Here is a 23,998-nt window from a genome sequence, read left to right on the forward strand (position 1 = left end):
CTCGTGGGTGAACACCGGACGACACTCCCGGGTGAACAGATCGAGCCGGCCACCGGACTCGCCGGGTCAGGTGCGGATGAGGTCGGACAGGAGCGCCGGGAGGAGGCGTTCCTCCATGACCGTGCTGCCCGACTCCTCCATGGCACGTGCCAGTTCGGGGTCCCAGGGGCTGGCCGCGGGCGGTCCCGCGAGCGGTGTGGACTCGCCCTTGCTGAGTGCCGCCGTGTAGTCGGCGGCGGTCATCCGCCAGGGGCGGGCACCGTGGCGGGCCACGGCGTCCGCGGTGATACGCAGGCCGGCCCAGTCGAAGTCGGCGCGCCAGTGCAGCCGGGCTCCCGCGCCTACGGCGTCGCCGAGCAGTTTGTGGCAGGCGGCGGACGGGACGCCCTCGGTGCAGACGAGGGCGGCGCCGGTGTCCTCGAGTTCGCCGGCCGCGGCGCGCAGTACGGCCGGGTTCTCGCAGACGAAAATGGTGCGGGCGGCGGGGACGACGGGGTCGGTCGCGAGCTGGTGGAGGGTGAGCCGGAAGGGAATGCCGAAGTCGGCGGCATCGCGCAGCCAGTCGCAGACCACGGTGTCGCCCTCGGCCCCGATGTTGAGGACGAGTACCTGGCTGGCGAGGTCGTCGGCAATGGCTCCGGCGCTCTCCCACAGGGCGCGCCGCCCGGCCCGCTCGCGCGGTACGGCAGAACTGTCGCCGCCGCGCTGGGCGAGGGCGCGCAGGACGAGCTGTTCGAGCGGGGTGCCGGGAACGAGGGCCTTGGTGTCGCCGGTCGCCCACTCCGCGAGGACCGGAAGCGGCAGGAGGCCGGTCGGGTGCGCGCGGGGCCGTTCCTGGTCACCGGGGAACCGGTTTCGGTCACCGGGGAGCCTTTCCAGGACGCGTACCGCCGCGTCGAGGAGGGGTGCGTCCCCGCGGCGTACGAGACGGGTGAGAGTGCCGTCGGCGGCGATCCGCTCCAACCACGCGGCGAACCATCCCTCTCCGGCGAGCCGGCTGGAGTGGGCGGATTTCAGGGCCTGTTCGCGGCGCGCGTCCTCGTCGGCCCGTTCGGCCGGCCGGTCGCGCAGCGGGCCGTGGAGCCGGCCGAGGGTCGTCAGGAGGCCGGTGCCGTAGCGGTCGTGCAGATACCCGTCCAGGTCGCGCAGGGGTACGGCGAGGCGCTGGGCGGTCTCGGGCCGGTAGCGGCCGGTGATACCGATGACGGTGCGACGTTCGGCCTCGCTGGGCCGCGCGAGCCCGATGTCGCCGTCGAGCACGCCCCCGGTGCGCTCCAGCCTGCGGCGGGCGGCGGCGAGCAGCCGAGTCCATCCCTCGCCCCGCAACTCGTCGTACTCACGGTGCTCACGCGGTTCAGTCGACAACCGCGGCCTCCTCGGGCGTCGGGACGCGCCGGGTGCCGGGCGAGCCGAGGGCGGCGGTGAGATCGCCGGTGTCATCGGCGAGGAGCCGGTCGCCGTCCCAGACGAGCAGCAGCGCGGAGACGGTGTGGTCGACGGCGGTGTGCGCGAGGTCGTAGTGGGCGGAGGCGGACACGGAGGCGTGGGCGGCCCACAGGTCGTAGCCGGTCATGAACAGGTCGAGGTCGAACTGGGCGGCCAGCGACATGAGTTCGCCGCGCCCGGTGTCGTCCACGCCCGCGAAGGCCTCGTCGAGGGCGAGCAGGCGCGGGGCGTGCGGGTCGGCGGAGTTGAGCATGGCGTGCGCGGCGGCGAACAGCGGCAGGTGCAGCGACACGGACTGCTCCCCGCCCGACAGACGGCTGTGCCGGGCGCGGGTGAGCCTCTCCTCCGTCTTGTCGGGACGTACCAGCTGGAACGCGAACTGCCGCCAGCGCCGGTAGTCGAGGACCTCGGCGAGGAGTTCCCGGTAGGGCTGGTCGCGGTGGCGGGCGCGGGCGGTCTTGATCTGCGCGGCGAAATGGGTGCGCACCCGGGCGAGACCTTCGGGGCCGAGGCGGGCGGCGTCGGCGTCGAGGAGGACGCAGACGGCGCGCTGCTCGTCGTCGAGATGGTCGGCGAGCAGCCAGCTCACGCCGACCGTCGTCCCCGAGGACATCGTGCGTGCCCGCATGTCGGTGTTCATCCGCCGGATCAGGTCACGGGCGTCGACGGTGCGGTCGTGGATCTGCTGGGCGAGCCGGGTGAGCAGGGCGTCCTCCAGGATGCGCTGCTCGGAATCGGAGAGCAGTTCGGCCTGGTCACGGCGGTGTGCCGCGATCTTCTGGGCGAAGGCGGCGACGGGCAGCGGGCCCTCCTCGTCGGCCACGCGGACGAGGATGACCCCGTCGGAGCCGTCCCATTCGGGCCGGTAGTCCTGGCCGGCGGCGGCGAGCTGCGCCTGCAGGTCGTCCAGCGCCTTGGTGAGACGGGTGACGGACTGCTTGAGGCTGGTTTCGGTGGGGGTGAGGTCGCGGGTCGCGGAGAGGATCGCCTCGTGTACGGCGATCACGGCCGGCGGGAGTGCCTCGCCGGCCCAGTCGGCCTCCTGGGCGGGCCAGGCGAGACCGGGCGGACAGCGCAGGATGTCGAGGAGTTCGCGGGCGGCGTACGGGCGCAGGCCGCGGGCGGTGTCCTTCTCCTCCGCCGCGGCGACCGACCGGGCCTCGGCGGCGGCCGTACGGCGGGCCTCGGCCGCGGCGGTGCCCGCGATCGCGGCGTGCTGGGCCGTGCGAGCCGCCTCGGCCTCCCTCATCAGGGCGTCGATCCCGTCCTCGGCCTCCTGCACCTGGCGCATCACCTCCTGCGCCTCGGCCCCGACGGCCTCCTGAAGGGCCTGAAGTCCCGCCGCCTCCTCGGTGTGCCGGCGGCGCGCCGCGCGCTCGGCGTCCAGCGCCGCCTCCTCGTCCTCGGCGGCGGCGGTGAGCCGGTCGGCGGCTGCCTGGGCGGCCTCAAGCTGGCGGACGTGTTCGCGGCGGCGGACGGTGAGTTCGCGTACCGCCGCCTCAAAAGCGCGGGTGGCGGTCTCGACGGCGTCGACGCGCTCGATCTCGATGGCGTGCTCGGCTGCGGTACGGCGCAGGGCACGCTCGGCGACCGAACAGGCGGCCACCGACTCGTCGTACGACGCCTGGGCGGCGTCGGCGGTGTCGCGGGTGGCGCGCAGCCTCGCCGTGGCCTTGTCGAGTTCGCGCAGGGCCTGCGTGATGCCGGTGGTGCGGGGCAGGGCGGCTCGGGCGGCGGCGTACGCCTCCAGGGCGGCTTCCGTACGGGCCTGCTCGCGCGCCACCTCGTCGAGCCGGTCGGCGAGTTCGGCCAGCAGCGTCTCGCAGGCGGCGATCCGGGCCGCGCGTCGGCGCGCGCGGGCGGTGGCGCCGACGTACTCGGCGTGCTCCTTGGTGTGGGCACCGACCAGGACCCCGGCCGCGTACCGGCCGTCGGGGCTGATCTGCGGGGTCCCGGTGTCGAGGTCGCCGGTGACGGCGACGGAGCGCAGTACGGCGGTGATCCGCGCGGCCGGGACCACGGCGGGGTCCCCGGTGTTGTCGGGGTCCCCGGCGCCCCCGGGGTTGTCGGGGTTGTCGGGCTTCAGGAGGTCGGCGAGGCTCGGTCCGCTCACCGGGGCACCGGCACGGAGGTAGCCCTCGCTGCGCCCGGCCGTCACGACGGTGTCATCGGCGGTGACGAGGGCGTCGAGAAGGCCCGACGCCTCCAACGCCGCTTCCAGGTACGCTCTCTGACGATTCGTCAGGTCGTCGTCGAAGTCGACGAGCTGCCACAACGGCACACCGTCGCCGAGCGCGCGCTCGGCAGCACGTCCGCGGGCCGGAGGTGGAGCATCGTCCTGCTCGGCGGCGATCCGGTCGCGTTCGGCTTCCGTCTCGGCGCGGCGGCGCTCGACGTCGGTGCGTAGGGCGCGCAGGGAGGCGAGGGTGTCGCGCAGTTCCTGCACGGCGGGAGCGGTGGCCTCGGTGAAGGCGTCGGCAAGCGTGACCGCCTCGGCCTCGCCGACGAGTTCGAGGGCTTCGGCGAGTCGGCCGGCCCCCTCCCCCAGCCTTCGGCCGGGGGGACCCCCATCTCGCTCCGCTCGGGCGAGGAGCGCGCCGTGTACCTCCGTCCACTGACGGAGCGCCGTACGGGCCTCTTCACGGGCGGATTCGAGGGCCGCCTCGGCGGCCGTTTCGGCGGTTTCGGCCGCGGCGACGGCCTCCTGCGCGCGGTCGAGGGAGAGTCGGGCAAGGTCACGGGTCTGCTCGGCCCCGCGTGCCGCCTGCTGGGCGCCGCGCACGGCCCCGACGCCCTCGTGGCGGGCGGCGGCCAGCGCGGCGGAGCGCTCGGCGAGGCGGGCGGGCTCGGCGTCCGCCGGGGTCCAGGGGAGGCCAGCGGTGTGGGCGTGGTCGGCGACGGTGGCGGCGTCCCGGGAGACGGCGGCGTCGAGTTCGGCGGCGAGCCGGGCGGCGTGTTCGGCCTCGGCTCGCGCGCGGCCGGTGGCGGCGGTGCGGCGTTCGCGTTCGGCGCTCGTCTGCCGCGCGGTCTGCTCGCAGGTGCGCACCAGGCGTTCCAGGTCGGCCAGTTGCTCGATGGCCTGGTAGGCGGCGGAGGAGCGCAGCTGGTCGAGACGGGCGCGCTGGGCGGCGAGTGAGGCGTCGGCCGACTCGGCGCGCGTCTCGGCGGCGGCCTGCTGCTCGCGGGCCGCCGCAAGGTCCGCGGCGGCGGCGCGCAGTGCGGTGGCGCGCTCGGCGGTTTCGGCGCGGCGGGTGGTGAGCCGGTCCGCGGCGGTGCGGGCGTGGACCCGCAGATAGGTGGAGTAGCTTGCGAGGAAGCCGCGGGTGGCGTCGTCGGCGGCGGCCAGCCCCTCCAGGGTGCGCTGCACGGACTCCATGTCGTCGAAGGAGCGGGCCGCCTCGGCGATCAGGTCGTCGTCGAGCGGGCGCAGGCCCGCGATGAGGGTGTCGGAGAGCTTGGCCGGGTCGAGGTTCTTGGCGAGCTGCGGGCGGCGCAGCGTGAGGATCAGGGTGAGCAGCTGCTCGTACCGCTCCCGGCCGAGGCCGAACAGGCGCTGGTCGACGGCGGCGCGGTAGTCGGCCGTGGAGGCGATCAGCTCGCGTCCGAGCTCGGCGGCGAGCTGCTTCCTCGTCATCGGCCGGTCGTCGTCGGTGAGGAGTGAGAAGTCCTCGCCGACGCGGCCTTCGGCGACGAAGTGCCAACGAGCGGGTGTGTCGCGGTGCCGCTGGGCGTGCAGCCCGATGCCGCAGGTGACGGCCTCGCCCGTCTCCCGGTGGGTGAACTCGATCCAGACGTAGCCGAGCGCGCTGTCCTGTCCGCGGAAGAGCAGGTTGGACTTCATCGTGCGGTCCTCGGCGGCGAACGGGTTGAGCCGCTTGGGATCGATACGGCCGTCGAGGACGAACGGGAAGAGGACTTCCAGAGCCTTGGTCTTGCCGGATCCGTTGGGGCCGCGCAGCACCAGCCAGCCACCGGCGAAGGAGAACTCCTCGTCCCGGTAGTCCCACAGGTTGATGATCCCTGCGCGGGTGGGAACGTAGCGGGCGGTTGGGGTGGGGGTGCTCACGGAGTCGGGTCCTTGACAGGGTCGTCGGCGAACAGAGCGGTTTGTGCGGGCAGTTGGGCTGGGAGTTGGGCCGCCGTACGAGTCTTCACCCGAGCGGTGACCCCGCGGTAGCGGGCGAGCAGCGGAAGGGCGAGGGCTCCGCCGTCGACCCGGGCAATGAGCGACATGGCGGCGAGCAGGTCGAGAGCCTGGTCGAGCAGCCGGCCAGGGTCACCGCGCAGATCGGCCGCGAAGCCCGCACCGTACTCACCGGTGATCTCCTTGAGCCTGCCGCGCAGCCAGGAGTCGGTGACGAAGGGATACCGGCTCTCTCCCCGCTCTTCTCCCGCCTCGTCATGAGTCTCATACGGCTCATGCGTCTGGTACGCGGCCGCAGTGTCAGGCTCGTCGGGCGCGGCGAACTCGGCTATCACCGAGCGCGTCGGAAGGGCGGCGTCGATACGCCGGGCGCGGGCCGCGAGGCGTTCGGCGGCGGTGGGCGCGGGCAGCAGTTCGAGGGCGTGCCGTCCGGAACGCTGCACGGCGGCGCTGATCCGGGCGGCAAGTAGCAGCGCGGCCTGTGCGACCGTGCCACCGCCGGGGAAGCGGATGTCGGAGAGCCTGCCGGAGGTGTCGATGAGCGCTACGCCCTCGGCCCGCCGCTCCACTGTCAGCCCGGTCAGGCGCTCCAGGTCCTCGGCGAGGGCGGGGGCCCGCAACTGGCCCAGGAGTTCGGTGTCCGCGTCGGCGTAGTACGCGACCGGGTTCTCCAGCACCAGACGGCGGGCGCGGCGGGCCTGGTCGCGGCGCCGACCGGCGCGGCCGGCGGACATGCCGAGCGCGCTGCCGGAGTCGAGGAGCGCGGTGACGGAGGCCAGGTGCTGCAGGACGCGGGTCGGGTGGTGGACGGCGAGGAGGATCTCGCGGTCGATGTCGTACAGGGCCTCGGCGCGCTCGGGATCGCCGGCCCAGGCGGTGGCGGAGCCGTCGGCGAGGGTGAGCGCGCCGCGTTCGGTGAGCCAGGTGACGGCGTCGACGAAGGCGTCCCGGTCGGGCTTGCGTGCGGTGTCGAGCCCGAGTCCGTCGATGCGTACGGCGTCGGCGGCGACCGCGTCGGCCAGCTCGCCCAGGGCCACCTGCGCGCCGTGGCGGCCCAGGGCGGCGAGGGTGAGGACGAGGTAGGCGTAGCGGCGGCGGTCGAAGGGGCGTCCCGCGCGGGTGAGGGCCGGGCGGGTGGCGTCCAGGCCGTCCTGGGCGCGCTGCAACCGGGCGGTGTCGGCGGTGGTGACGAGCCGGTAGCCGAGCACCTCCATCAGATCGGTGCGCAGCTGCCCGGCCCAGCGGCGCACGGTCGCCAGCGCCACCCTGTCCGGATAACCGGGCGTGACCAGCGGATGCCGCAGCACGAGCCGTACCGCCTTCTGGTAGTCGGCGAGTTCGAGCGGGGAGACGCCCTCGGCGACGCGGCTCATGCGGTCCTGCCTTGTTGGTGGGTCGGACTGCCCGTCGGAGTACCCGCCGCTTTCATACGGTGCACGCGGTTCCCGCGGTGACCTCCAGGCGCAGCCCGTCGAGGTGGAGGCGGCCGCGCACGGTGTCGACGGTGGTGGAGCCCTCGGCCGGGGTGAGGGTGAGCCGTACTCCGTGGGCGGAGCCGGAGGCGGCGGTGACCAGACGGCTGGCGGGGACACGGGCGGCGAGCGCCACGTCCAGCAGGGCGAGCAGAGCCCGCGTCTCGGGCTCGTCGAGCGTCCGGCCGTACACGCCGTCCGACGCGAGGGCGTTCGCGGCGCTGCGGCGCTCGGCCTGCTCCTTCAGTTGCCCGGCGCGGAGCAAGGCCCGCCGGTCGTTGTTGCGCTCGATGCGGCCGGGACCATGCAGGGCGGGGGTGCGGCCGGACTGCACCAGGGTGCGGGCCAGCTCCACCGGTTCGGCCTCCCACCAGGACGTACGCCCCGGGATCTGCTCGGGATCGGCGTACGGGACGGCGATGTGGCGGGGTGCGCCGAGCCCGAAGACCGCCTGGAACAGGGCGTGCGCGTCCTCGTCGCTCTCGCAGGAGGTGAACCACTGGGCGAGGTGACGCAGTTGGCTCTCCCGGCTCACCCCGCCCCGGCGCGCCTCGGTGACGCGGCGCAGCAGGGCAAGGACGGAGCGGATCGCGGTGACGGTGGCGTCCTGCAGCCGCTCGGTCTCGCTGTGCTCGCGCTCCGCGAACCAGTGGACGATGCCGTCCCACCGGTGCCGCCAGTCCGCCAGGCGCTCGGCGGGGCTGCGGAAGAGCCGCTCGTCGGCCTCGGCCGCGTACTCGATCATGCGGTCCACACCGGTGACCGCGGCCTTCTCTACGGCCTCGGCGAGCAGCGGGGCGTAGCGTCCGAGTTCGGCAGTGAACTCCCGCATGTGGGCGAGGAGCGTGTCCTTGTGGGTGAGGAACACCTCGGGCCGGGTGTCGTTGGTGCGCGCCAGGTCACCCAGCATGAGGTAGAAACGGGCGGCGCGCTGCGCCATCTCGTTCAGCACGGAGTCGAGACGGCCGAGCTTGCGGTACACCTCCTCGGCGTCCCCCGCGACGTTGGCCTCGGCCAGCGCGCGCAGGTCACCGAGGATGTCGGGGAAGACGAGGCGGGAGAGCTGGGCGTCCTCCAGGCGCGCGCCGAGTACGTCCTCCACCGCCCGGTAGGCCCGGTATCCGGCCTGGGTGAACTGGTAGACGTAGTGGCGGTTGCGGTACTCCGCGAGGTTCGCGGCGCGCGTCCCGTCGTACGACCGGTCCAGGATCTGCCATTCCGCGAGCGCGTCGAGCAGCGGCTGGACCTCACCGACAGTACCCGCGGCGGGATGGTCGGCCGCGAGCCGCTCCAGCAGTCCCACCGCGTCCGAGGCGTGCAGCAGCACCTGGTAGTTGGCGCGTCCGCGGTCGAAGGCACGCAGCAGCCACAGGTATTCGTGGCGCTTCTCGGCGGCGGCGAAGTGGAACAGCCGCAGCCGGTCGTCGAGGGAGAAGGCGTCGATGCCGAACGCGCCCTCGTCGACGGGGTCCGGGGCGTCGGGCTCGTCACTCACGTATCTGGCGACTTCCTTGCTGCGGCTGGACACGCGCTCGCCCCGGCCGGACAGCCGGGGTTCCGCACCAGTCTGCCGCACTCGCACCAGTGCGGGTAACCCGCCCTCCGGCCCACACCCCCTGTGCTACTTTGCGCGCTTCGCGCGCCGTGCGGGGCGCACTCGGCCGGGCCCGCGATCCGCCTGAAGGAGATCGGTGACCGTGGACGTGTCCGGGGTGCGCGCGAGGTCACCCTTCGAGCGCGGGCACCGACCGTGGTATTCATTGGTATTCTCCCGCTATGGCTGACACGACGATCAAGATCGACGAAGGTATAAGAGATCGCCTTCGCACGCTGGCCGAAGAGCGAGGACTCAGTACTCGCGCGTACGTGGAACGCGTTGTCGCGGCAACTCCCACCGAAGGCGAACGGGCCGAGCGGACGGCACGAGCGATCGCGTACGTCCGCGCGAACCTGCGGCCGGATCTGACCGATGAGGACGTACGCGAGGCTCAGGCCTGGCGAGCGGAAATCGCCGCAGGTCGCTTGGGCGAGCGCCGGTGATCATCCTGGATCACACGGCGGTGGTCGCCCTGTGCAGGGGGCACCGCCTGCTGTCCGGACTGGCCGTGGTCGAGGTCGACGATCCCCTTCAACGCGCGCACGTCCCCGCGTTGTGTCTGTTCGCGGCAAGCATGGAGCTTCCTGGTGCGGCGGCGCACACGGGAGCGCTTCCCGGCCTGGAGTTCCTGCCTCTCGACTTCGCGGGTGCGGCCGCCGTGGAACAGGCGACCGTCGCGGGCGTCGACTGGCGGCACGCGCACGCGGTCTGCGCTTCGGCGGCCGGCCAGGGCGAAGGTCAGGTACTGACCGCGACCCCGGAGGCGTACGACGGCACGGGGGTATGGACGGTGGACATCGGCAAGCCGTGAGACCGGCCGCCGCGGTGCGCCCGACTCGACGTCGCCGCCTCCGGCCCTCGCCAAGTGTTCCGTCAACCGGCGACGGCGACGGCGAAAATCCTGGCGCCCGAACAGTCCCCGGCGCTCGGCTCGATGATCCCTTCACTGCACTCCAGCAGCCTCGTAAGCCACACGTCGCACAGCAGCCAAGGAAGAGCGGTACCCCTCTGATGAGCGCAGGTGGCGCGGCACAGACGCCGGATCCCAGACTCGCCGATCTCGCCCGCACATCACGCAACTTCGGTTTCCTGTACGACCATCTGCCGCTGCTTGTCGCCTACGGCTCGGGCGCCGAGGCCAACGTCTTCACCGACCCGAACACCTCACTGATCAAGTCCTGGCAGTTCGGTGAGGCCCTCGCTTCCGATCTCGTGCGCCGCGGTCGCGTCCAGTTCACCGGGAGCAAGCAGATCGAGCGCCTGGCCGCCCTCGACCGGGAGGGCTACCTTCACGGCAACGTGGGGCCCGCCTTCCCGGGACTGGCATCAAGGCGGCCTCGGCACACGACGAATGGGTGTCTTCGGTCCTGACCGGCAACATCGCGGCCAACGCCCGCGTGAAGCTGTCCGCCTTCGGTCTCGACCCCGTGCTGGACCTCTCCGCCGGGGCATACGGCGCGGACGCCGAGCTTCGTCCTGACCTTGTGGCCGTCGCACGCAAGCGCGCAGGCCGGCTCCACAAGGTGCCGGCCGACGTGGCCGTGGTGCTGGTGGGGGACACACCGCGAGACGTCGAGGCCGCCCTCGCCACAGGCTCCGAGATCATCGCGGTCGCCTCAGGTGTCCACAGCGCCGAGGAGCTGACCTCCGCCGGCGCATCCGTGGTACTGCCCGATCTGTCCGACACCGCGCAGCTTCTCGGCATCCTCGAGAGCTTCACCGCGCACGGAAAACGTCCCAGGACGTCCTCGAACTGTCCCTAGACGCGGTGACGCGGTCCCCGGAGGATCAGCCACGATCAGGGCTCTCATCAGGCAACCAGCCCAAGGAGCCCACGTGATCGGGGAAGTCACCGGGATCCGGAAGATCCGGATGCTGTACCTCCAGCTGCTGTACCGCTGCAACTTCGAATGCCTGCACTGCTTCCACGGCAAGAGGCTCCAGCACGCCGACGCATTCACCGCCGACGAGGCCGTCAGCCTCCTCGCCCTGATGCGCGAGCGGTACGGCACCGAGGCCGTCACGCTGCTCGGCGGGGAGCCGTTCGTCTACCGGGACCTCGCCCAAATCGTCCAGTACGCCAAGGAAGAGCTGGGGCAGCGCGTCGAGATCTGCACCAACGGGTACCGCATCGAGCGCCGCCTGACCGAAATCGCTCCCCACCTGGACCTGTTGCGAGTCTCGCTGGAAGGCGTCGGCTCGACCAACGACCGCATCCGCAGGTTCGGCAGCTACCAGGGAGCGCTCAGCGCACTCAATCTCGCGCGAGAACTCGGCGTGACGACGGGCGCGACCATGACCGTGACATCGCGGAACATCGATGAGGTGCTGCCGCTGGCCCGCATCCTGCAGACGTTCGGCGTCCAGCAGCTGAAGCTGCACCACCTGCGGGCAGTCGGGAACGCCTCAGACCACCCGGAACTGCTGGTCACCGACCCGGCCGCCTACAGCAGACTCCGCGAGGAACTCCAGACAGCCGAGCTGTCCATCGAGGTCATCGTCGACGAGGACCTGTCCGAACACGGCGCCCCTGACTACCCAACCGGTCATACATGGGCTTTCCGCAGCCCCGGCAGGGTTTGTCGGCTTCAAACTCCACCCAGGTCAAACGCATCCCTTCCCGAGCCCACATCTCGCGTCGCTCGGTGGCCTGCCGGTCTTCCTCCTCAGCCACGAGAGCCTGCTTCCGAGCCCTTGCAGCCGCCCGCCGCTGGCGCTCTTCCTCTGTCAGTTTGGCCACGCTGCCCTCCGCTTGCGCACGACTCCGTTGTGCTCCCAAAGCCTCATCCTGTGCCGGGCAATGCCGACAGCGCATGACTTTCACTTTTCGGTAGGGAGTCAGGCCGGATGGGAACGGATGCGCCCAGTCGCGACCGGCTTGCGACTGCCCTATCGGCCGTGGTGATCGATTACCGCAGGGGTGGAGGTCGCCCAGGGGAATCCACTGCATGCCCAGATCGCCAAGTGCGAATCGCACTCGCGGCAAGCAGCGGGCACGCCGGCATGTTGCTCGTTCGTGTCCGCACGGCAAGGCTCTTGCTCGCCACCGATATGGACGGCAGCGCCGATCCGCCCCTCCGCGTAGGTCCGCCCCTACGGGCACTTCTCCTCCACCTTCACGACATGCAGGGTGACAGCAGGGTCCTCCACCGGCTCGCCGATCTGCGAGATCACTTCCTCGATCACATCTCCAGCGGCGGGCTCGTGAGAGCAGACCTTCCAGTCACGCGCCTGGGCCAGAGTGCTGCGCCCCTTCCCCGTAGCGTCCTCGTCCTCGACCCCATCGACAAGCACGAGGACCTCCTCCGCATCGAACAAGCTCCTGCCCGTAAGGTCCGGCATCTCGTCACCCGGGCGGACCCTGAATCCGGGGGTGCCCGCGGGGCACTGCTCATCCGTTTTCACCACGGTGAAGGTGACGAGCTCGTCGGGGTCCGCTTCTCCCGGCTTGGGATCCTGATCGCAGACCACCCAGTTCCGGTCCCAGACCTGCGCTCGGCCCTGACCGAGAGCATCCTCCGACCTGAGGTTGGTGAACCCGGCCTCCTGCGCCTCGTCCTGGGCGGCCTGCAGCTCACGGCCCGCCATATCGGGAAGCGTCGAGGTGCATGCGGTAAGGGCAAGCATGGCGAGCGGCACGAGGAGAGCGAGACGATACTCTCTGATCTTGGATGGACGTGACGGCATGTTCCCCCCTAGGACACGTCAACGCGACAAGTGATCATAGGAGGCATGCCGTCTCACCAGCCGTCGAGGGGCCAGGCCAGCCGCAGAGTTCACGCTGCTCGCTCCAACTCGGACTGCCAAGGAGGGACGCCGACCCATCCACCGAGCCCCTCAAAACCCCTCCGCTCACGCATCGCTCACGCAAGCCATCTCGCGGCACCCCGGCCGTGTGATGCGGCATGCCCCGAGCAAGGAAAAACCCCAGGTCACGGCGAGTGAGTCCTGGGGTTTCTCTGAGCCGCCTTCGGGATTCGAACCCGAGACCTACGCATTACGAGTGCGTTGCTCTGGCCAACTGAGCTAAGGCGGCAAGCTGCAGAAATACCCCTCCGGGCACGAAGAGGTTCGCATCAGCAGCGGCGCCAAGTCTACAGGGTTCCTGAGGGTGCCCCGCACCGGTGTCCGGCGGGGGCCCTCACGCTCAGCACTTCGTGCCGTCGGCCGGAGCCTTGCCCTCCAGCAGGTAGCGGTTGATCGCGGTATCGATGCAGTCGCTGCCGCGCCCGTACGCCGTGTGGCCGTCGCCGTCGTACGTGAGGAGTGCGCCGGAGGAGAGCTGGCCGGCCAGCGCCTCGGCCCACTTGTAGGGGGTGGCCGGATCCCGCGTCGTACCGACGACCACGATCGGGTCCGCCCCCTTCGCCTCCAGGCGCTGGGGTTTTCCGGTGGCCTTCACCGGCCAGTACGTGCAGTTCAGCGAGGCCCACGCAAGACCCTTGCCGAAGACCGGGGATGCCTTGTCGAAGGAGGGCACGGCCGCCGCGACCGCCTCCGGCCCGGTGAACGCGGGCGGCAGGTCGACACAGTTAACGGCGGCGTTCGCGAACATCAGATTCGCGTACGAGCCGTCCTCTTCGCGCTCGTAGTAGCTGTCGGCGAGGGCGAGGAGCCCGGCGCCGTCGCCCTCCATGGCCCGGCTGAGCGCCTCCCGCAGCTGCGGCCAGGCGGACTCGTCGTACATCGCGGCGATCACTCCCGTGGTGGCGAGGGACTCCGTGAGGACGCGGCTCTCGCCGGTCGGCGCGGGGTCGGCGTCGAGCTCGTTGAGGAACGCCGTGAGCTTCTTGCCGGCGTCGGCTGTGCCGCCCTTGCCCAGCGGGCAGTCCGCCTGTGCGGCACAGTCCTTCGCGAAGGACTGGAACGCCGTCTCGAAGCCGCCCGTCTGGTCGCGGTTCAGCTCGATCGCCGGCAGCGTCGGATCCATCGCGCCGTCCAGGACGAGCCGGCCGACGCGGCTGGGGAAGAGGTCCGCGTACATGGCGCCGAGGAAGGTGCCGTACGAGGCGCCGACATACGCCAGCTTCTTGTCACCCAGCACCGCGCGCAGCACATCCATGTCCTTGGCCGCCTCGACCGTGGACACGTGTGGAAGGATCTCGCCGGACCGCTTCACACAGCCCTCGGCGAAGTTCTTGTAGGCGGCCACGAGCCGGTCCGTCTCGGCCTGGTCGTCCGGAGTCTGGTCGACCTGTGTGTACGCGTCCATCTCCTTGCCGTTCAGGCACTCGACGGGCTCGCTGCGGGCCACCCCGCGCGGGTCGATCGCCACCATGTCGTACTGGGCGCGCACCGGGGCGGGGTAGCCGATGCCCGCATACGCCTGGAGGTAGCCGATCGCCGAGCCGCCCGGGCCGCCCGGGTTGACCTGGAGCGATCCGAGGCGCTGTCCCGGTCCGGTGGCCTTCTTACGGGCCACTGCGAGATCCAGGTCCTCGGCGGGGTTGGGCCTCTCGTAGTCGAGCGGGGCCTTCATAGTCGCGCACTCGAATCCCTGGACACCACAGTCGCGCCAGGTCAGCTTCTGGTCGTAGTACGGCCTGAGGTCGGCGGCCACGCCGGGGGTCGCCGCGCCGCCTTGGGCGGACGCCGAGGCCGTCGGGCCAGAGCCCCCGCTCGTACAGCCGGAGATGAACAGTCCGGTGGCCGCGAGTACGGTCCCGGTGGTGCGGAGCAGGCGCCTGGTGTCCATCACCGGAGCGTAACTCCCCAGCACGGCGGCTCGCCCGCTTCACCCTCTTACGAGTGATGTGTCGCGGTCAGGGGACTGGTGATCCGGTCAGCCCGCCCGGAGCGCCATCGTCATGGCCTCGACCGCGAGCAGCGGGGCGACATTGCGGTCGAGGGCTTCGCGGCAGGCGATGACCGCCTCTATGCGGCGCAGGGTGCGCTCGGGCGTCGAGCCCTGTGCGATCCGGTTCAGTTCGTCCCCCATCCCGACGTTCGCGATCGCCACCCGGGAGCCCAGCTGGAGGGCCAGCACGTCCCGGTAGAAACCGGTCAGGTCGATCAGGGCAAGGTCGAGGCTGTCCCGCTGCGTACGGGTCGAACGCCGCTTCTGCCTGTCGGCCAGCTCCTTCATCGCCCCCGCCGTGCCGCGCGGCATTCTGCTTCCCGCGCCCGCCCCGGCGCCCAGTGCGGCGCGCAGATCCTCGGTCTCCTTGGCGTCGACCTCCTCCGCCACCTGCTTGGCGTCCTCGGCGGCGGCGTCGATCAGTTCCTGGGCGGCCTTGAGGCAGCCGCCGATGTCGTCGATGCGGAGAGGCAGTCTCAGCACCGCCTCGCGGCGGGCGCGGGCTCGCTCGTCGGTGGCGAGGCGGCGGGCCCGGCCGATGTGCCCCTGGGTCGCGCGGGCGGCGGCCGTGGCGACATCGGGCTCGATCCCGTCCCGCCGGACCAGCACGTCGGCGACGGCCTCCACGGAGGGGGTACGCAGGGTCAGGTGCCGGCAGCGCGAGCGGATCGTCGGCAGCACGTCCTCCAGTGACGGCGCGCACAGCAACCACACCGTGCGGGGGGCGGGCTCCTCGACGGCTTTCAGCAAGACGTTCCCCGCGCCCTCGGTAAGGCGGTCGGCGTCCTCCAGGACGATCACCTGCCAGCGGCCGACGGCCGGTGACAGCTGGGCGCGGCGCACCAGGTCCCGGGTCTCCTTCACGCCGATGGAGAGGAGATCGGTGCGGACGACCTCGACGTCCGCGTGGGTGCCCACGAGGGTGGTGTGGCAACCGTCGCAGAAACCACAGCCGGGCGCGCCGCCGAGCGCGCGGTCAGGGCTGGTGCACTGCAGCGCCGCCGCGAACGCGCGGGCCGCGGTGGACCGCCCCGAGCCGGGCGGACCGGTGAACAGCCAGGCGTGCGTCATCTTCGATGCCGTGGGAGGCGGGTCGCCGGCGCTGATGGCCGTGACCAGGGCGTCCGCATCCCGCCCGGCGGCGGCCAGCTGCTCCTGCACCCGGTCCTGGCCCACCAGGTCGTCCCATACGGCCATGCGGATCCCGCCCTCTGCGCGTCGTACCCCTACGGCCCCATTGTGGGCCACTCCGCTGACAGCCCCGGCGGCAGCGGGGCCGCCGGGGCGGGATCCCTAGCGGCGGCGCTCGTCAGGGGCTTCTTCCGCATCGTCGCGGGGGCCCAGCAGTTCGTCCGCCAGGGTGGGGAGGTCGTCCAGCGGGGTCTCCTCGGCCCAGTCCGAGCGGCGGCGCGGCCGTCCCCCAGCGTCGACCTGCGGCAGCTCGCGGGTGCGTTCGGCCGGAGCCTCCCGCTCATCCCGGAAAATGCCCGGCGGAACCCGGTCAGCGGGGTCGCCCGGACCGGCTTCGCGTACCGGAGGCAGCACAGCCGTCTCGTCGGCAGGACGGGCCACATCGTCCCGAACCGGCGGCAGCACCGCTGTCTCGTCCGCCGGGCCGGCCTGAGGGTCGACCGGTGCCGGGACCGTCCGGGTCACCTCTTCCGGGCCGACCGCCGGGGTCGGCACAGTCGGGGCCGAGGCCGACACCGCAGCGGCCGCGGCGGCCGCCGACTCCGCCAGCCGACGGGCCTCCTCCGCCCTGAGCAACGCCTCCTCCGCCTTGCGCTGCTTCTCCACGCGGCGCTCCTCCGCCTCCGCCCGGAGCCGCGCCTCCTCCTCCGCCTGCCGCCGGCGGCGCTCCTGCTCCGCCGCCAGCGTCTTCTCCTCCGCAAGGCGGCGTGCCCGCTCCGCCTCGGCGAGCCGGCGTGCCTCGTCCGCGCGCTGCCGCGCCTCCTCCGCCTGCCGTTCGATCTCTCGCTGCTGCGCCTCCGCGATCTCGCGGCGCTTGCGCTCTTCCTCCTCGGCCCGGAGCTTGGCGAGCTGCGCCTGCCGCTCGCGCTCCAGCCGCTCCTCCTCCGCCTTGCGGGCGGCCTCCTCCTCGGCCCGCCGGCGCGCTTCTTCCTCCGCCGCCTTCCGCGCTTCCTCCTGCGCCTTCACTTCGGCGTCCGAGAGGGGCAGCATCTGGTCGAGCCGATGCCGCACGACCGTCGTCACCGACTCGGGCTCCTGGCCCGCATCGACCACCAGGTACCGACCCGGATCGGCGGCGGCCAGGGTCAGGAACCCGGCTCGTACCCGCTGGTGGAATTCCGCGGGCTCGGACTCCAGCCGGTCCGGCGCCTCGGTGAAGCGCTCCCGCGCGGTCTCGGGGGAGACGTCAAGGAGCACGGTCAGATGCGGAACGAGTCCGTCCGTCGCCCAGCGTGAGATACGGGCGATCTCGGTCGGCGAGAGGTCGCGGCCGGCGCCCTGGTAGGCCACGGACGAATCGATGTACCGGTCGGAGATGACCACCGCGCCCCGCTCCAGCGCGGGCCGGACCACCGTGTCGACATGCTCGGCACGGTCGGCGGCGTACAGCAGCGCCTCGGCGCGGTTCGAGAGCCCGGCCGACGACACGTCCAGCAGGATCGACCGCAGCCGCTTGCCGACCGGTGTCGCGCCCGGCTCCCGGGTGACGACGACCTCGTGTCCCTTGGCCCGGATCCACTCGGCGAGAGCCTCCGCCTGCGTGGACTTCCCGGCACCATCGCCGCCCTCCAGGGCGAGGAAGAAACCGGTGGTCGCGGGCGCCCGGGTGGGCTCCCCGCCCCGGATCGCGTCCCGCAGGTCGCGCCGCAGCGGCACTCCCTGCCGGTCGTCCGCCTTGGCCAACACGATCGCCGCCACGGGCAGCAGCAGGGCGCCCACCAGCATCAGCGTGAAGGCCGCGCCGCCGTGGGCGAAGGCGAAGCTGCCGTTGGCCAGCCGGTGCGGGCCGATTGCGGCGGCCAGGAGCGGGGCCGCGACAGCGCCGAGGGCGATGGAGACGCGTACGACGGCGTGCAGGTGCTCGGTCGTACGGGCCCGGCGGAACTCCTCGCTCTCCTGCTCCAGCAGCGTGTGCCCGGCGTTGGCCGCGACACCCGCGCAGAAGCCGGCGAAGAGGGCGATGATCAGTACGGTCGCGGTGTCGGGGACCAGGCCCATGACGAGCAGCGCCAGGCCGGTGAGTGCGATGGCCAGGGCAAGCAGCCGCCGGCGCGAAAGGGCGGGCAGCACCTTCTGCGCACCGCGGATACCGAGGACCGTGCCGCCCGTCAGCGCCAGCACGAGGAGGGCGAAGGCGGCCGGGCCGCCACCGAGGTCCACGGCGTGCAGGACGGATACGGCCACTGCGGACGCGACCGCGCCCGCCACCGCCGCACAGGCCAGTACGAGCAGCGGGATCGCACCCGTGCGGCCCTTGTCGGCCCCGTTTCCGGTCTTCGGGCGGCGCAGCCCCTCCAGCGGGGATCGCGGCCGGGGCGTCTGCGTATCGGGCAGCTCGAGCAGGTACAGCACGGAGACGGATGCCGCGAAGAGTCCGGCCGCGACGTACGACCCCAGGGCCGCCTGATGGAGCGAGAACCACTCGATGCCGGTGCCGAGCAGATTGCCCACCAGGGTGGCGAGCAGCAGCACGGCAGCGGCGGCGGGCACCGCGACGAAGCTCGTACGAAGGGAGAGGCGGCGCAGCGCGTCGGTGCGGTCCGGCAGCGGCCGTACGGTTGCCCCCTCCGGCGGCGGCGCGGGCAGCAGCGCGGGCGCCGCGCTCTCCTTGGCGACCGTCCAGAAACGCTCGGCGACACCTGCGACGAAAACGGTGGCGAGGAGGAACGCGAGAGCCTGGTCGGGCGTCCAGTCGATCCACAGCGGCGCGACGACGAACAGCGCTATCCGCACCCCGTCCGCCGCCATCATGGTCCAGCGGCGGTCGAGTGAGCCACCGGGCGCGGTCAACGCGGAGAGCGGCCCCAGCAGAACGGCGCCGAACAGCACCGTGGCGAGAATCCGCACTCCGAGCACCGCGGCGACGGCGAAGGCCGCGCCCCGGTACCCCCCGCCCAACGAGCCCTCGGCGATTGCGGCCTGAAGCGACAGCAGCACCAGCACCAGGAGGGCCAGCGCGTCGCCGATGCCCCCGACCAGGTGCGCACTCCACAGCCGCCGGAGCGGAGGGAAGCGCAGCAGCGCGCGCACCGCGCGCTCGCGTGAGTCCGCGGCTAGGGCTTCGTCGGAGGAAGTGGTCACGACCGTTGGCTGCTCGGCTCGCGTCATCCGCCCAGCCTATCCGGAGCGCGCCGATCCATGCCGGTCCACCCGAACAAGTGACCGCGACGGCCTCGCCGGGGCTCCTGAGCCCCGGCGAGGCCGACTGCACGGGTGCTGCTCGTCCGCTACTCGTCCACGGAAGCGTTCACGCTCGACGCGGTCTTCTTCGCCGCCGCCGTCGTCTTGGCCGCGGTCGTCTTCTTCGCGACCGTCTTCTTCGCGACCGTCTTCTTCGCCGTCGTCGTCTTCTTGGCGGCGGTCTTCTTCGCAGCCGTCGCCTTCTTCGCCGGCGCCTTCTTGGCGGTGGCCTTCTTGGCGGTGGCCTTCTTCGCCGTCTTCTTGGCCGGCCCCTTCGCCCGCTTCTCAGCGAGCAGCTCGTAACCGCGCTCAGGAGTGATCGTCTCGACGTCGTCGTCCTGCCGCAGCGTCGCGTTCGTCTCGCCGTCCGTCACGTACGGGCCAAAGCGGCCGTCCTTCACCACGACGGGACGCTCGCTCACCGGGTCCGTGCCCAGCTCTTTCAGCGGCGGCTTGGCCGCGGCACGCCCGCGCTGCTTCGGCTGCGCGTAGATCGCGAGCGCCTCCTCCAGCGTGATCGTGAAGAGCTGTTCCTCGGACTCGAGCGACCGGGAGTCCGTGCCCTTCTTCAGGTACGGGCCGTACCGGCCGTTCTGCGCGGTGATCTCGACGCCCTCGGCGTCCGCACCGACGACCCGGGGCAGCGACATCAGCCTGAGCGCGTCGTCGAGTGTGACCGTGTCGATGGACATCGACTTGAAGAGCGAGGCGGTCCGCGGCTTGACCGCGTTCTTGCCGGTCTTCGGGGTGCCCTCGGGCAGGATCTCCGTGACGTACGGACCGTAACGCCCGTCCTTGGCGACGATCGGGTTGCCGCTGACCGGGTCGGTGCCCAGCTCGAATTCGCCGCTCGGCTTGGCGAACAGCTCCTCCGCGTACTCCACGGTCAGCTCGTCCGGCGCGAGCTCCTCCGGCACGTCGGCCCGCTGGTGGCCCTCCGCGCCCTTCTCGCCGCGCTCGATGTACGGGCCGTAGCGCCCGACCCGGAGCACGATGCCTTCGCCGACCGGGAACGAGGAGATCTCCCGGGCGTCGATCGCGCCCAGGTCGGTCACCAGCTCCTTCAGGCCGCCCAGGTGGTCCCCGTCGCCGTTGCCGGCCGCGGAGGCGGCACCGGCAGCCGCGTCGCCCTCACCGAAGTAGAAGCGCTTCAGCCACGGCACGGACTGGGCCTCGCCCCGGGCGATGCGGTCGAGGTCGTCCTCCATCCTGGCGGTGAAGTCGTAGTCGACGAGCCGTCCGAAGTGCTTCTCCAGGAGGTTGACCACGGCGAAGCTCAGGAAGGACGGGACCAGAGCGGTCCCCTTCTTGAAGACGTATCCGCGATCCAGGATGGTGCCGATGATCGACGCGTACGTCGACGGGCGGCCGATCTCGCGTTCTTCGAGCTCCTTGACCAGCGAGGCCTCGGTGTAACGGGCCGGCGGCTTCGTCGAGTGGCCGTCCGCCGTGATCTCCTCGGCCGACAGGGCATCACCCTCGGCGACCTGCGGCAGCCTCCGCTCGCGGTCGTCGAGCTCGGCGTTCGGATCGTCGGCGCCTTCGACGTACGCCTTCATGAAGCCGTGGAAAGTGATCGTCTTGCCGGATGCGGAGAACTCCGCGTCCCGCCCGTCACTCGACCGGCCGCCGATCTTCACGGTGACCGAGTTTCCGACCGCGTCCTTCATCTGGGAGGCGACGGTCCGCTTCCAGATCAGCTCGTACAGCCGGAACTGGTCACCGGTCAGGCCCGTCTCGGCAGGTGTGCGGAAGCGGTCGCCCGAAGGCCGGATCGCCTCGTGCGCCTCCTGCGCGTTCTTGACCTTGCCTGCGTACGTGCGGGGCTTGTCCGGCAGGTAGTCGCCACCGTACAGCTGCGTGACCTGCGCCCGAGCCGCGGAGACCGCGGTGTCGGACAGCGTGGTCGAGTCGGTACGCATGTAGGTGATGAAGCCGTTCTCGTACAGCTTCTGGGCCACCTGCATGGTCGCCTTCGCACCGAAGCCGAGCTTGCGCGAGGCCTCCTGCTGCAGGGTCGTCGTACGGAAGGGCGCGTACGGAGAGCGACGGTACGGCTTCGACTCGACGGACCGGACGCTGAACGACGCGCCTTCGAGGCCGGCCGCCAGGGCCCGCGCGGTCGCCTCGTCGAGGTGCAGGACATCGCTCTTGAGCTGCCCGGTCGAGCCGAAGTCACGGCCCTGTGCGATGCGCCGGCCGTCGACCGTGTTCAGCCGGGCGACGAGGGTCGAGGGGTCGGACGCGTCACCGGCGCGCCCGGTGGAGAACGTGCCGGTCAGGTCCCAGTACTCGGCGGAACGGAATGCGATGCGCTCGCGCTCACGCTCGACGACGAGACGGGTCGCGACCGACTGCACCCGGCCTGCCGACAGCCTCGGCATGACCTTCTTCCAGAGGACCGGCGAGACCTCGTAGCCGTAGAGGCGGTCGAGGATGCGGCGGGTCTCCTGGGCGTCGACCATGCGCTTGTTCAGCTCGCGCGGGTTGGCGACAGCGTCCCGGATCGCGTGCTCGGTGATCTCGTGGAAGACCATCCGGTGGACCGGGACCTTGGGCTTCAGCACCTCCAGGAGGTGCCACGCGATGGCTTCGCCCTCGCGGTCCTCATCGGTGGCGAGGAAGAGTTCGTCGGATTCGGCCAGCTGCTCCTTGAGCTTCCTGACCTGGGCCTTCTTGTCGGCGTTGACGACGTAGATGGGCTGGAAGTCGTGTTCGACGTCCACGCCGAGGCGGCGGACCTCGCCGGTGTACTTGTCGGGCACCTCGGCGGCGCCGTTCGGGAGGTCGCGGATGTGCCCGACGCTCGCCTCGACGACATAACCCGGGCCGAGGTAGGCCTTGATCGTCTTCGCCTTGGCAGGAGACTCGACGATGACGAGTCGGCGGCCGCCCTTTGCGGTCTCGCTGGTCGGGGACAACTTGGCTCTTCTCTCCGGTCGGCACTCTGTGGCATACGGTGACGCTGCGGAGTGTGACGGTACAACCCGCCCCCGTGTCAAACGGCAGAAGCCCGCAACGGCCACTCGAACGGTAACCCGACTAGTGCCATTCGTGCCGCCCCGACCTCCGCTCCGACATGCCGATGCCGCCGGAGAGCCAGTTTTCAGAACCTCCAGAAGCACCACGCCGCAAGGACGAGAGCCCCTGTCCCGGCCAGTGCGGCAAGTGTGACGGAGGCGGCGGGACGCACGCCGTGAGCGACCGGCGCGCGGTGCAGCACGCGTGCTGCCGTCCAGACCAGCAGCCCGGCGCCGAACAGCGCGAACGTCGTGGCCGCGAAGATCGCGGGTCCGCTCTCCATGTCCGTACCTCTCCCCGTTTCCGACGCCGGGGCGCCCCCCGGACGGGGAGGCTGACACGCCGGGGCGTCGGCCGCGCGAACCACAAGTGAACACCGCCCGATCGAGGTTCCGGCGATGGCCGGTTTCCGCTACGCCGACGGTTTCACTCCAGCCCCTCGACCCCCTCCGTCCCCGGAAGGCCGCCGGGTCGGGCCGAGCAGCTCAGCGGGCGGTGTTTCTGCTCACGCGGGGCCGGTGACCGAAGCCACGTCGCTGCCCACCGGTTCGAGGAACCCCTGCTCCACCAGCAGCCGGATCGCCTCGGGCGTACGGTCGCGGAGCAGGACCGGGTCCTCGTGGAGCAGCTGGGCGATGGCGTCCAGGATCCGCCCGGCGCTGAGCGTTCCGTCACACACGCCCGCGAAGCCCGCGCCGACGGTGTCGACCTTGGTGGCGCGCCGCATACCGCGGTTCTGCCGGAGCACCACATGCTCGGGGTCCTCGGCGCCGGGCATGCCGACCTGCTCCTGTACGACTTCGTCCGCCAGCCTGAAGTGGCCCGCCAGCAGCGCCGCGTCGTCGTGCCGACGCAGATGGTCCTGCCGCTCGAAGTGGGCCTGAACGGTCGGACCGAGCGGCTGCTCGACGGGGTGCGGCCACTCCTCCACGACGATCGACGGGCGGTCCGAACCGGACTTCCTGAGGGTGATCCAGCCAAAGCCGACCGCCTTGGTCTTGCGCGCCTCGAACTCCTCCAGCCAGGCCGCGTACCGCGCGTCGTACGCGGCGGGGTCGCTCCGGTGGTCGCCGGCGTCGCGCAGCCACAGTTCCGCGTACTGCGTGATGTCCTGCACCTCGCGCTGCACGATCCACGCGTCGCAGCCTCGTGGCACCCATGAGCGGAGCCGGTCGTGCCACTCCTCGCCCTCCACGTGCTGCCAGTTGGCGAGGAACTGCGCGTATCCGCCGGCGTTCAGCCGGTCGCCGGCCTCCTGGACGAGCGTGCGGCACAGGTCGTCGCCGCCCATCCCGCCGTCGCGGTACGTCAGCCGGGCGCCGGGCGAGATGCCGGGCGAGATGACGAAGGGCGGGTTGGACACGATCAGGTCGTACGTCTCGTCCGCCACCGGCTCGAACAGCGACCCCTCCCGCAGGTCCGCCTGAGGCGCTCCGGAGAGCGCCAGCGTGAGCCGGGTGAAGTGCAGCGCGCGGGGGTTGAGGTCGGTGGCGGTGACCCGGGTGGCGTGCTGTGCGGCGTGCAGGGCCTGGATGCCGGAACCGGTGCCGAGATCGAGGGCCTTGGCGACGGGTGTGCGGACGGTGATTCCGGCGAGCGTGGTGGACGCGCCGCCCACCCCGAGGACGACGGCCTCCTCGCGGCTGCCGACGCCCCCGGCACCGCCGACGGCGCATCCCAGGTCGGACACGATGAACCAGTCCTGCCCCTCCGGTCCGCCGTACGGCCGCACGTCGACGGCCGCCCGCACCTCGTCGCCGTCCCGGGTCACCCAGCCGTCGGCCAGGGCGTCCTCGACGGGCAGCGCGGCCGCGGCGTGCGCGAAGGGAACGGGGCGCTGGAGCAGGAAGAGCCGGACGAGCGTCTGCAGGGGGCCGTCGTCGCGGGTGGCCCGCACGGCGGGGACCGTTTCGCTGCGGGCGAGCGCGGCATACGCGGGCGCACCGAGCAGGTCGAGCAGCCCGTCCGCGGTGAAGCCGGCGCGAAGCAGTGCGTCACGCAGCTGGGAGGAACGGTCGGGCGCGGGAAGGCTGGTCTTACTCACCCGCCCATTGTGGCCTCCTGCACCGACATCGCGTGCGACCGCGGCGCGGTGGGGCGGTCAGACCTCACCGCGCGGCGCCGGAACGGGGGTCCCGGGCCCCGGCTCC

At 71.8% G+C, this 23,998-nt stretch carries 15 protein-coding genes, 1 tRNA gene and 1 pseudogene; 5 read left to right on the plus strand and 12 right to left on the minus strand.

Annotation, left to right across the window (positions count from 1 at the left end):
- Positions 1–66: 66 nt before the first annotated feature.
- Genes AB0M62_RS19860 through AB0M62_RS19875 form a run of 4 tightly spaced genes read right to left on the minus strand, consistent with a single transcriptional unit; the run spans position 67 to position 8,557 of the window.
- On the minus strand, positions 67–1,365 hold the full coding sequence (locus AB0M62_RS19860; protein WP_366075546.1) for a TIGR02679 family protein: 1,299 nt from the start codon (positions 1,363–1,365) through the stop codon (positions 67–69).
- Positions 1,355–5,512 carry a TIGR02680 family protein gene (locus tag AB0M62_RS19865; protein ID WP_366075547.1) on the minus strand — a complete coding sequence of 1,386 codons (4,158 nt, stop codon included), beginning with the start codon at positions 5,510–5,512 and terminating at the stop codon, positions 1,355–1,357. Before AB0M62_RS19865 ends, AB0M62_RS19860 begins: the two co-directional genes overlap by 11 nt.
- A complete protein-coding gene (locus tag AB0M62_RS19870) occupies positions 5,509–6,963 on the minus strand; it encodes a TIGR02678 family protein (protein WP_366075548.1) in 1,455 nt (484 codons plus the stop codon). The genes AB0M62_RS19865 and AB0M62_RS19870 overlap by 4 nt, the downstream gene beginning before the upstream one ends.
- Positions 6,964–7,015: 52 nt before the next feature.
- A complete protein-coding gene (locus AB0M62_RS19875; protein WP_366075549.1) occupies positions 7,016–8,557 on the minus strand; it encodes a TIGR02677 family protein in 1,542 nt (513 codons plus the stop codon).
- 281 nt (positions 8,558–8,838) lie between these two features.
- Here AB0M62_RS19875 and AB0M62_RS19880 point away from each other — a divergent pair, with 281 nt between their 5' ends.
- From AB0M62_RS19880 to AB0M62_RS19900, 5 genes and pseudogenes are all read left to right on the plus strand, one after another.
- Positions 8,839–9,102, plus strand: a complete 264-nt coding sequence (locus AB0M62_RS19880) for a hypothetical protein (protein WP_269649168.1) — start codon at positions 8,839–8,841, stop codon at positions 9,100–9,102.
- Positions 9,099–9,470 carry a hypothetical protein gene (locus AB0M62_RS19885; RefSeq protein WP_366075550.1) on the plus strand — a complete coding sequence of 124 codons (372 nt, stop codon included), beginning with the start codon at positions 9,099–9,101 and terminating at the stop codon, positions 9,468–9,470. Before AB0M62_RS19880 ends, AB0M62_RS19885 begins: the two co-directional genes overlap by 4 nt.
- A 200-nt stretch (positions 9,471–9,670) precedes the next feature.
- Positions 9,671–10,030, plus strand: coding sequence for a hypothetical protein (locus tag AB0M62_RS19890; RefSeq protein ID WP_366075551.1), 360 nt, complete (start codon positions 9,671–9,673; stop codon positions 10,028–10,030).
- A pseudogene (locus tag AB0M62_RS19895) lies at positions 9,952–10,422 on the plus strand (HAD hydrolase-like protein); the annotation flags it as partial. The gene AB0M62_RS19890 and the pseudogene AB0M62_RS19895, both read left to right, overlap by 79 nt.
- A 73-nt stretch (positions 10,423–10,495) precedes the next feature.
- Positions 10,496–11,476 carry a radical SAM protein gene (locus tag AB0M62_RS19900; RefSeq protein ID WP_366075552.1) on the plus strand — a complete coding sequence of 327 codons (981 nt, stop codon included), beginning with the start codon at positions 10,496–10,498 and terminating at the stop codon, positions 11,474–11,476.
- Between the two features lie 276 nt (positions 11,477–11,752).
- Here AB0M62_RS19900 and AB0M62_RS19905 read toward each other — a convergent pair whose 3' ends face one another.
- From AB0M62_RS19905 to AB0M62_RS19940, 8 genes are all read right to left on the minus strand, one after another.
- A complete protein-coding gene (locus tag AB0M62_RS19905; protein WP_366075553.1) occupies positions 11,753–12,247 on the minus strand; it encodes a hypothetical protein in 495 nt (164 codons plus the stop codon).
- A gap of 374 nt (positions 12,248–12,621) precedes the next feature.
- A tRNA-Thr gene (locus tag AB0M62_RS19910) sits at positions 12,622–12,695 on the minus strand.
- A 111-nt stretch (positions 12,696–12,806) separates the two neighbouring features.
- Positions 12,807–14,354: an alpha/beta hydrolase gene (locus AB0M62_RS19915; protein WP_366075554.1), complete on the minus strand. Its 1,548-nt coding sequence runs from the start codon at positions 14,352–14,354 to the stop codon at positions 12,807–12,809.
- An 87-nt stretch (positions 14,355–14,441) separates the two neighbouring features.
- Positions 14,442–15,653, minus strand: coding sequence for a DNA polymerase III subunit delta' (locus AB0M62_RS19920; RefSeq protein WP_366075555.1), 1,212 nt, complete (start codon positions 15,651–15,653; stop codon positions 14,442–14,444).
- 96 nt (positions 15,654–15,749) lie between these two features.
- Positions 15,750–18,755: a dTMP kinase gene (tmk, locus tag AB0M62_RS19925; protein ID WP_366075556.1), complete on the minus strand. Its 3,006-nt coding sequence runs from the start codon at positions 18,753–18,755 to the stop codon at positions 15,750–15,752.
- A 119-nt stretch (positions 18,756–18,874) separates the two neighbouring features.
- Complete coding sequence (topA, locus tag AB0M62_RS19930; RefSeq protein ID WP_366075557.1) at positions 18,875–21,748, minus strand: type I DNA topoisomerase; 2,874 nt, start codon at positions 21,746–21,748, stop codon at positions 18,875–18,877.
- Between the two features lie 185 nt (positions 21,749–21,933).
- Positions 21,934–22,131, minus strand: a complete 198-nt coding sequence (locus AB0M62_RS19935) for a hypothetical protein (protein WP_366075558.1) — start codon at positions 22,129–22,131, stop codon at positions 21,934–21,936.
- 222 nt (positions 22,132–22,353) lie between these two features.
- Entirely contained in the window at positions 22,354–23,892 is a 1,539-nt protein-coding gene (locus AB0M62_RS19940) for a methyltransferase (protein ID WP_366075559.1), read from the minus strand.
- Positions 23,893–23,998 lie beyond the last annotated feature (106 nt).

This window comes from Streptomyces sp. NPDC051219 (assembly GCF_040682335.1).
GTDB lineage: Bacteria > Actinomycetota > Actinomycetes > Streptomycetales > Streptomycetaceae > Streptomyces.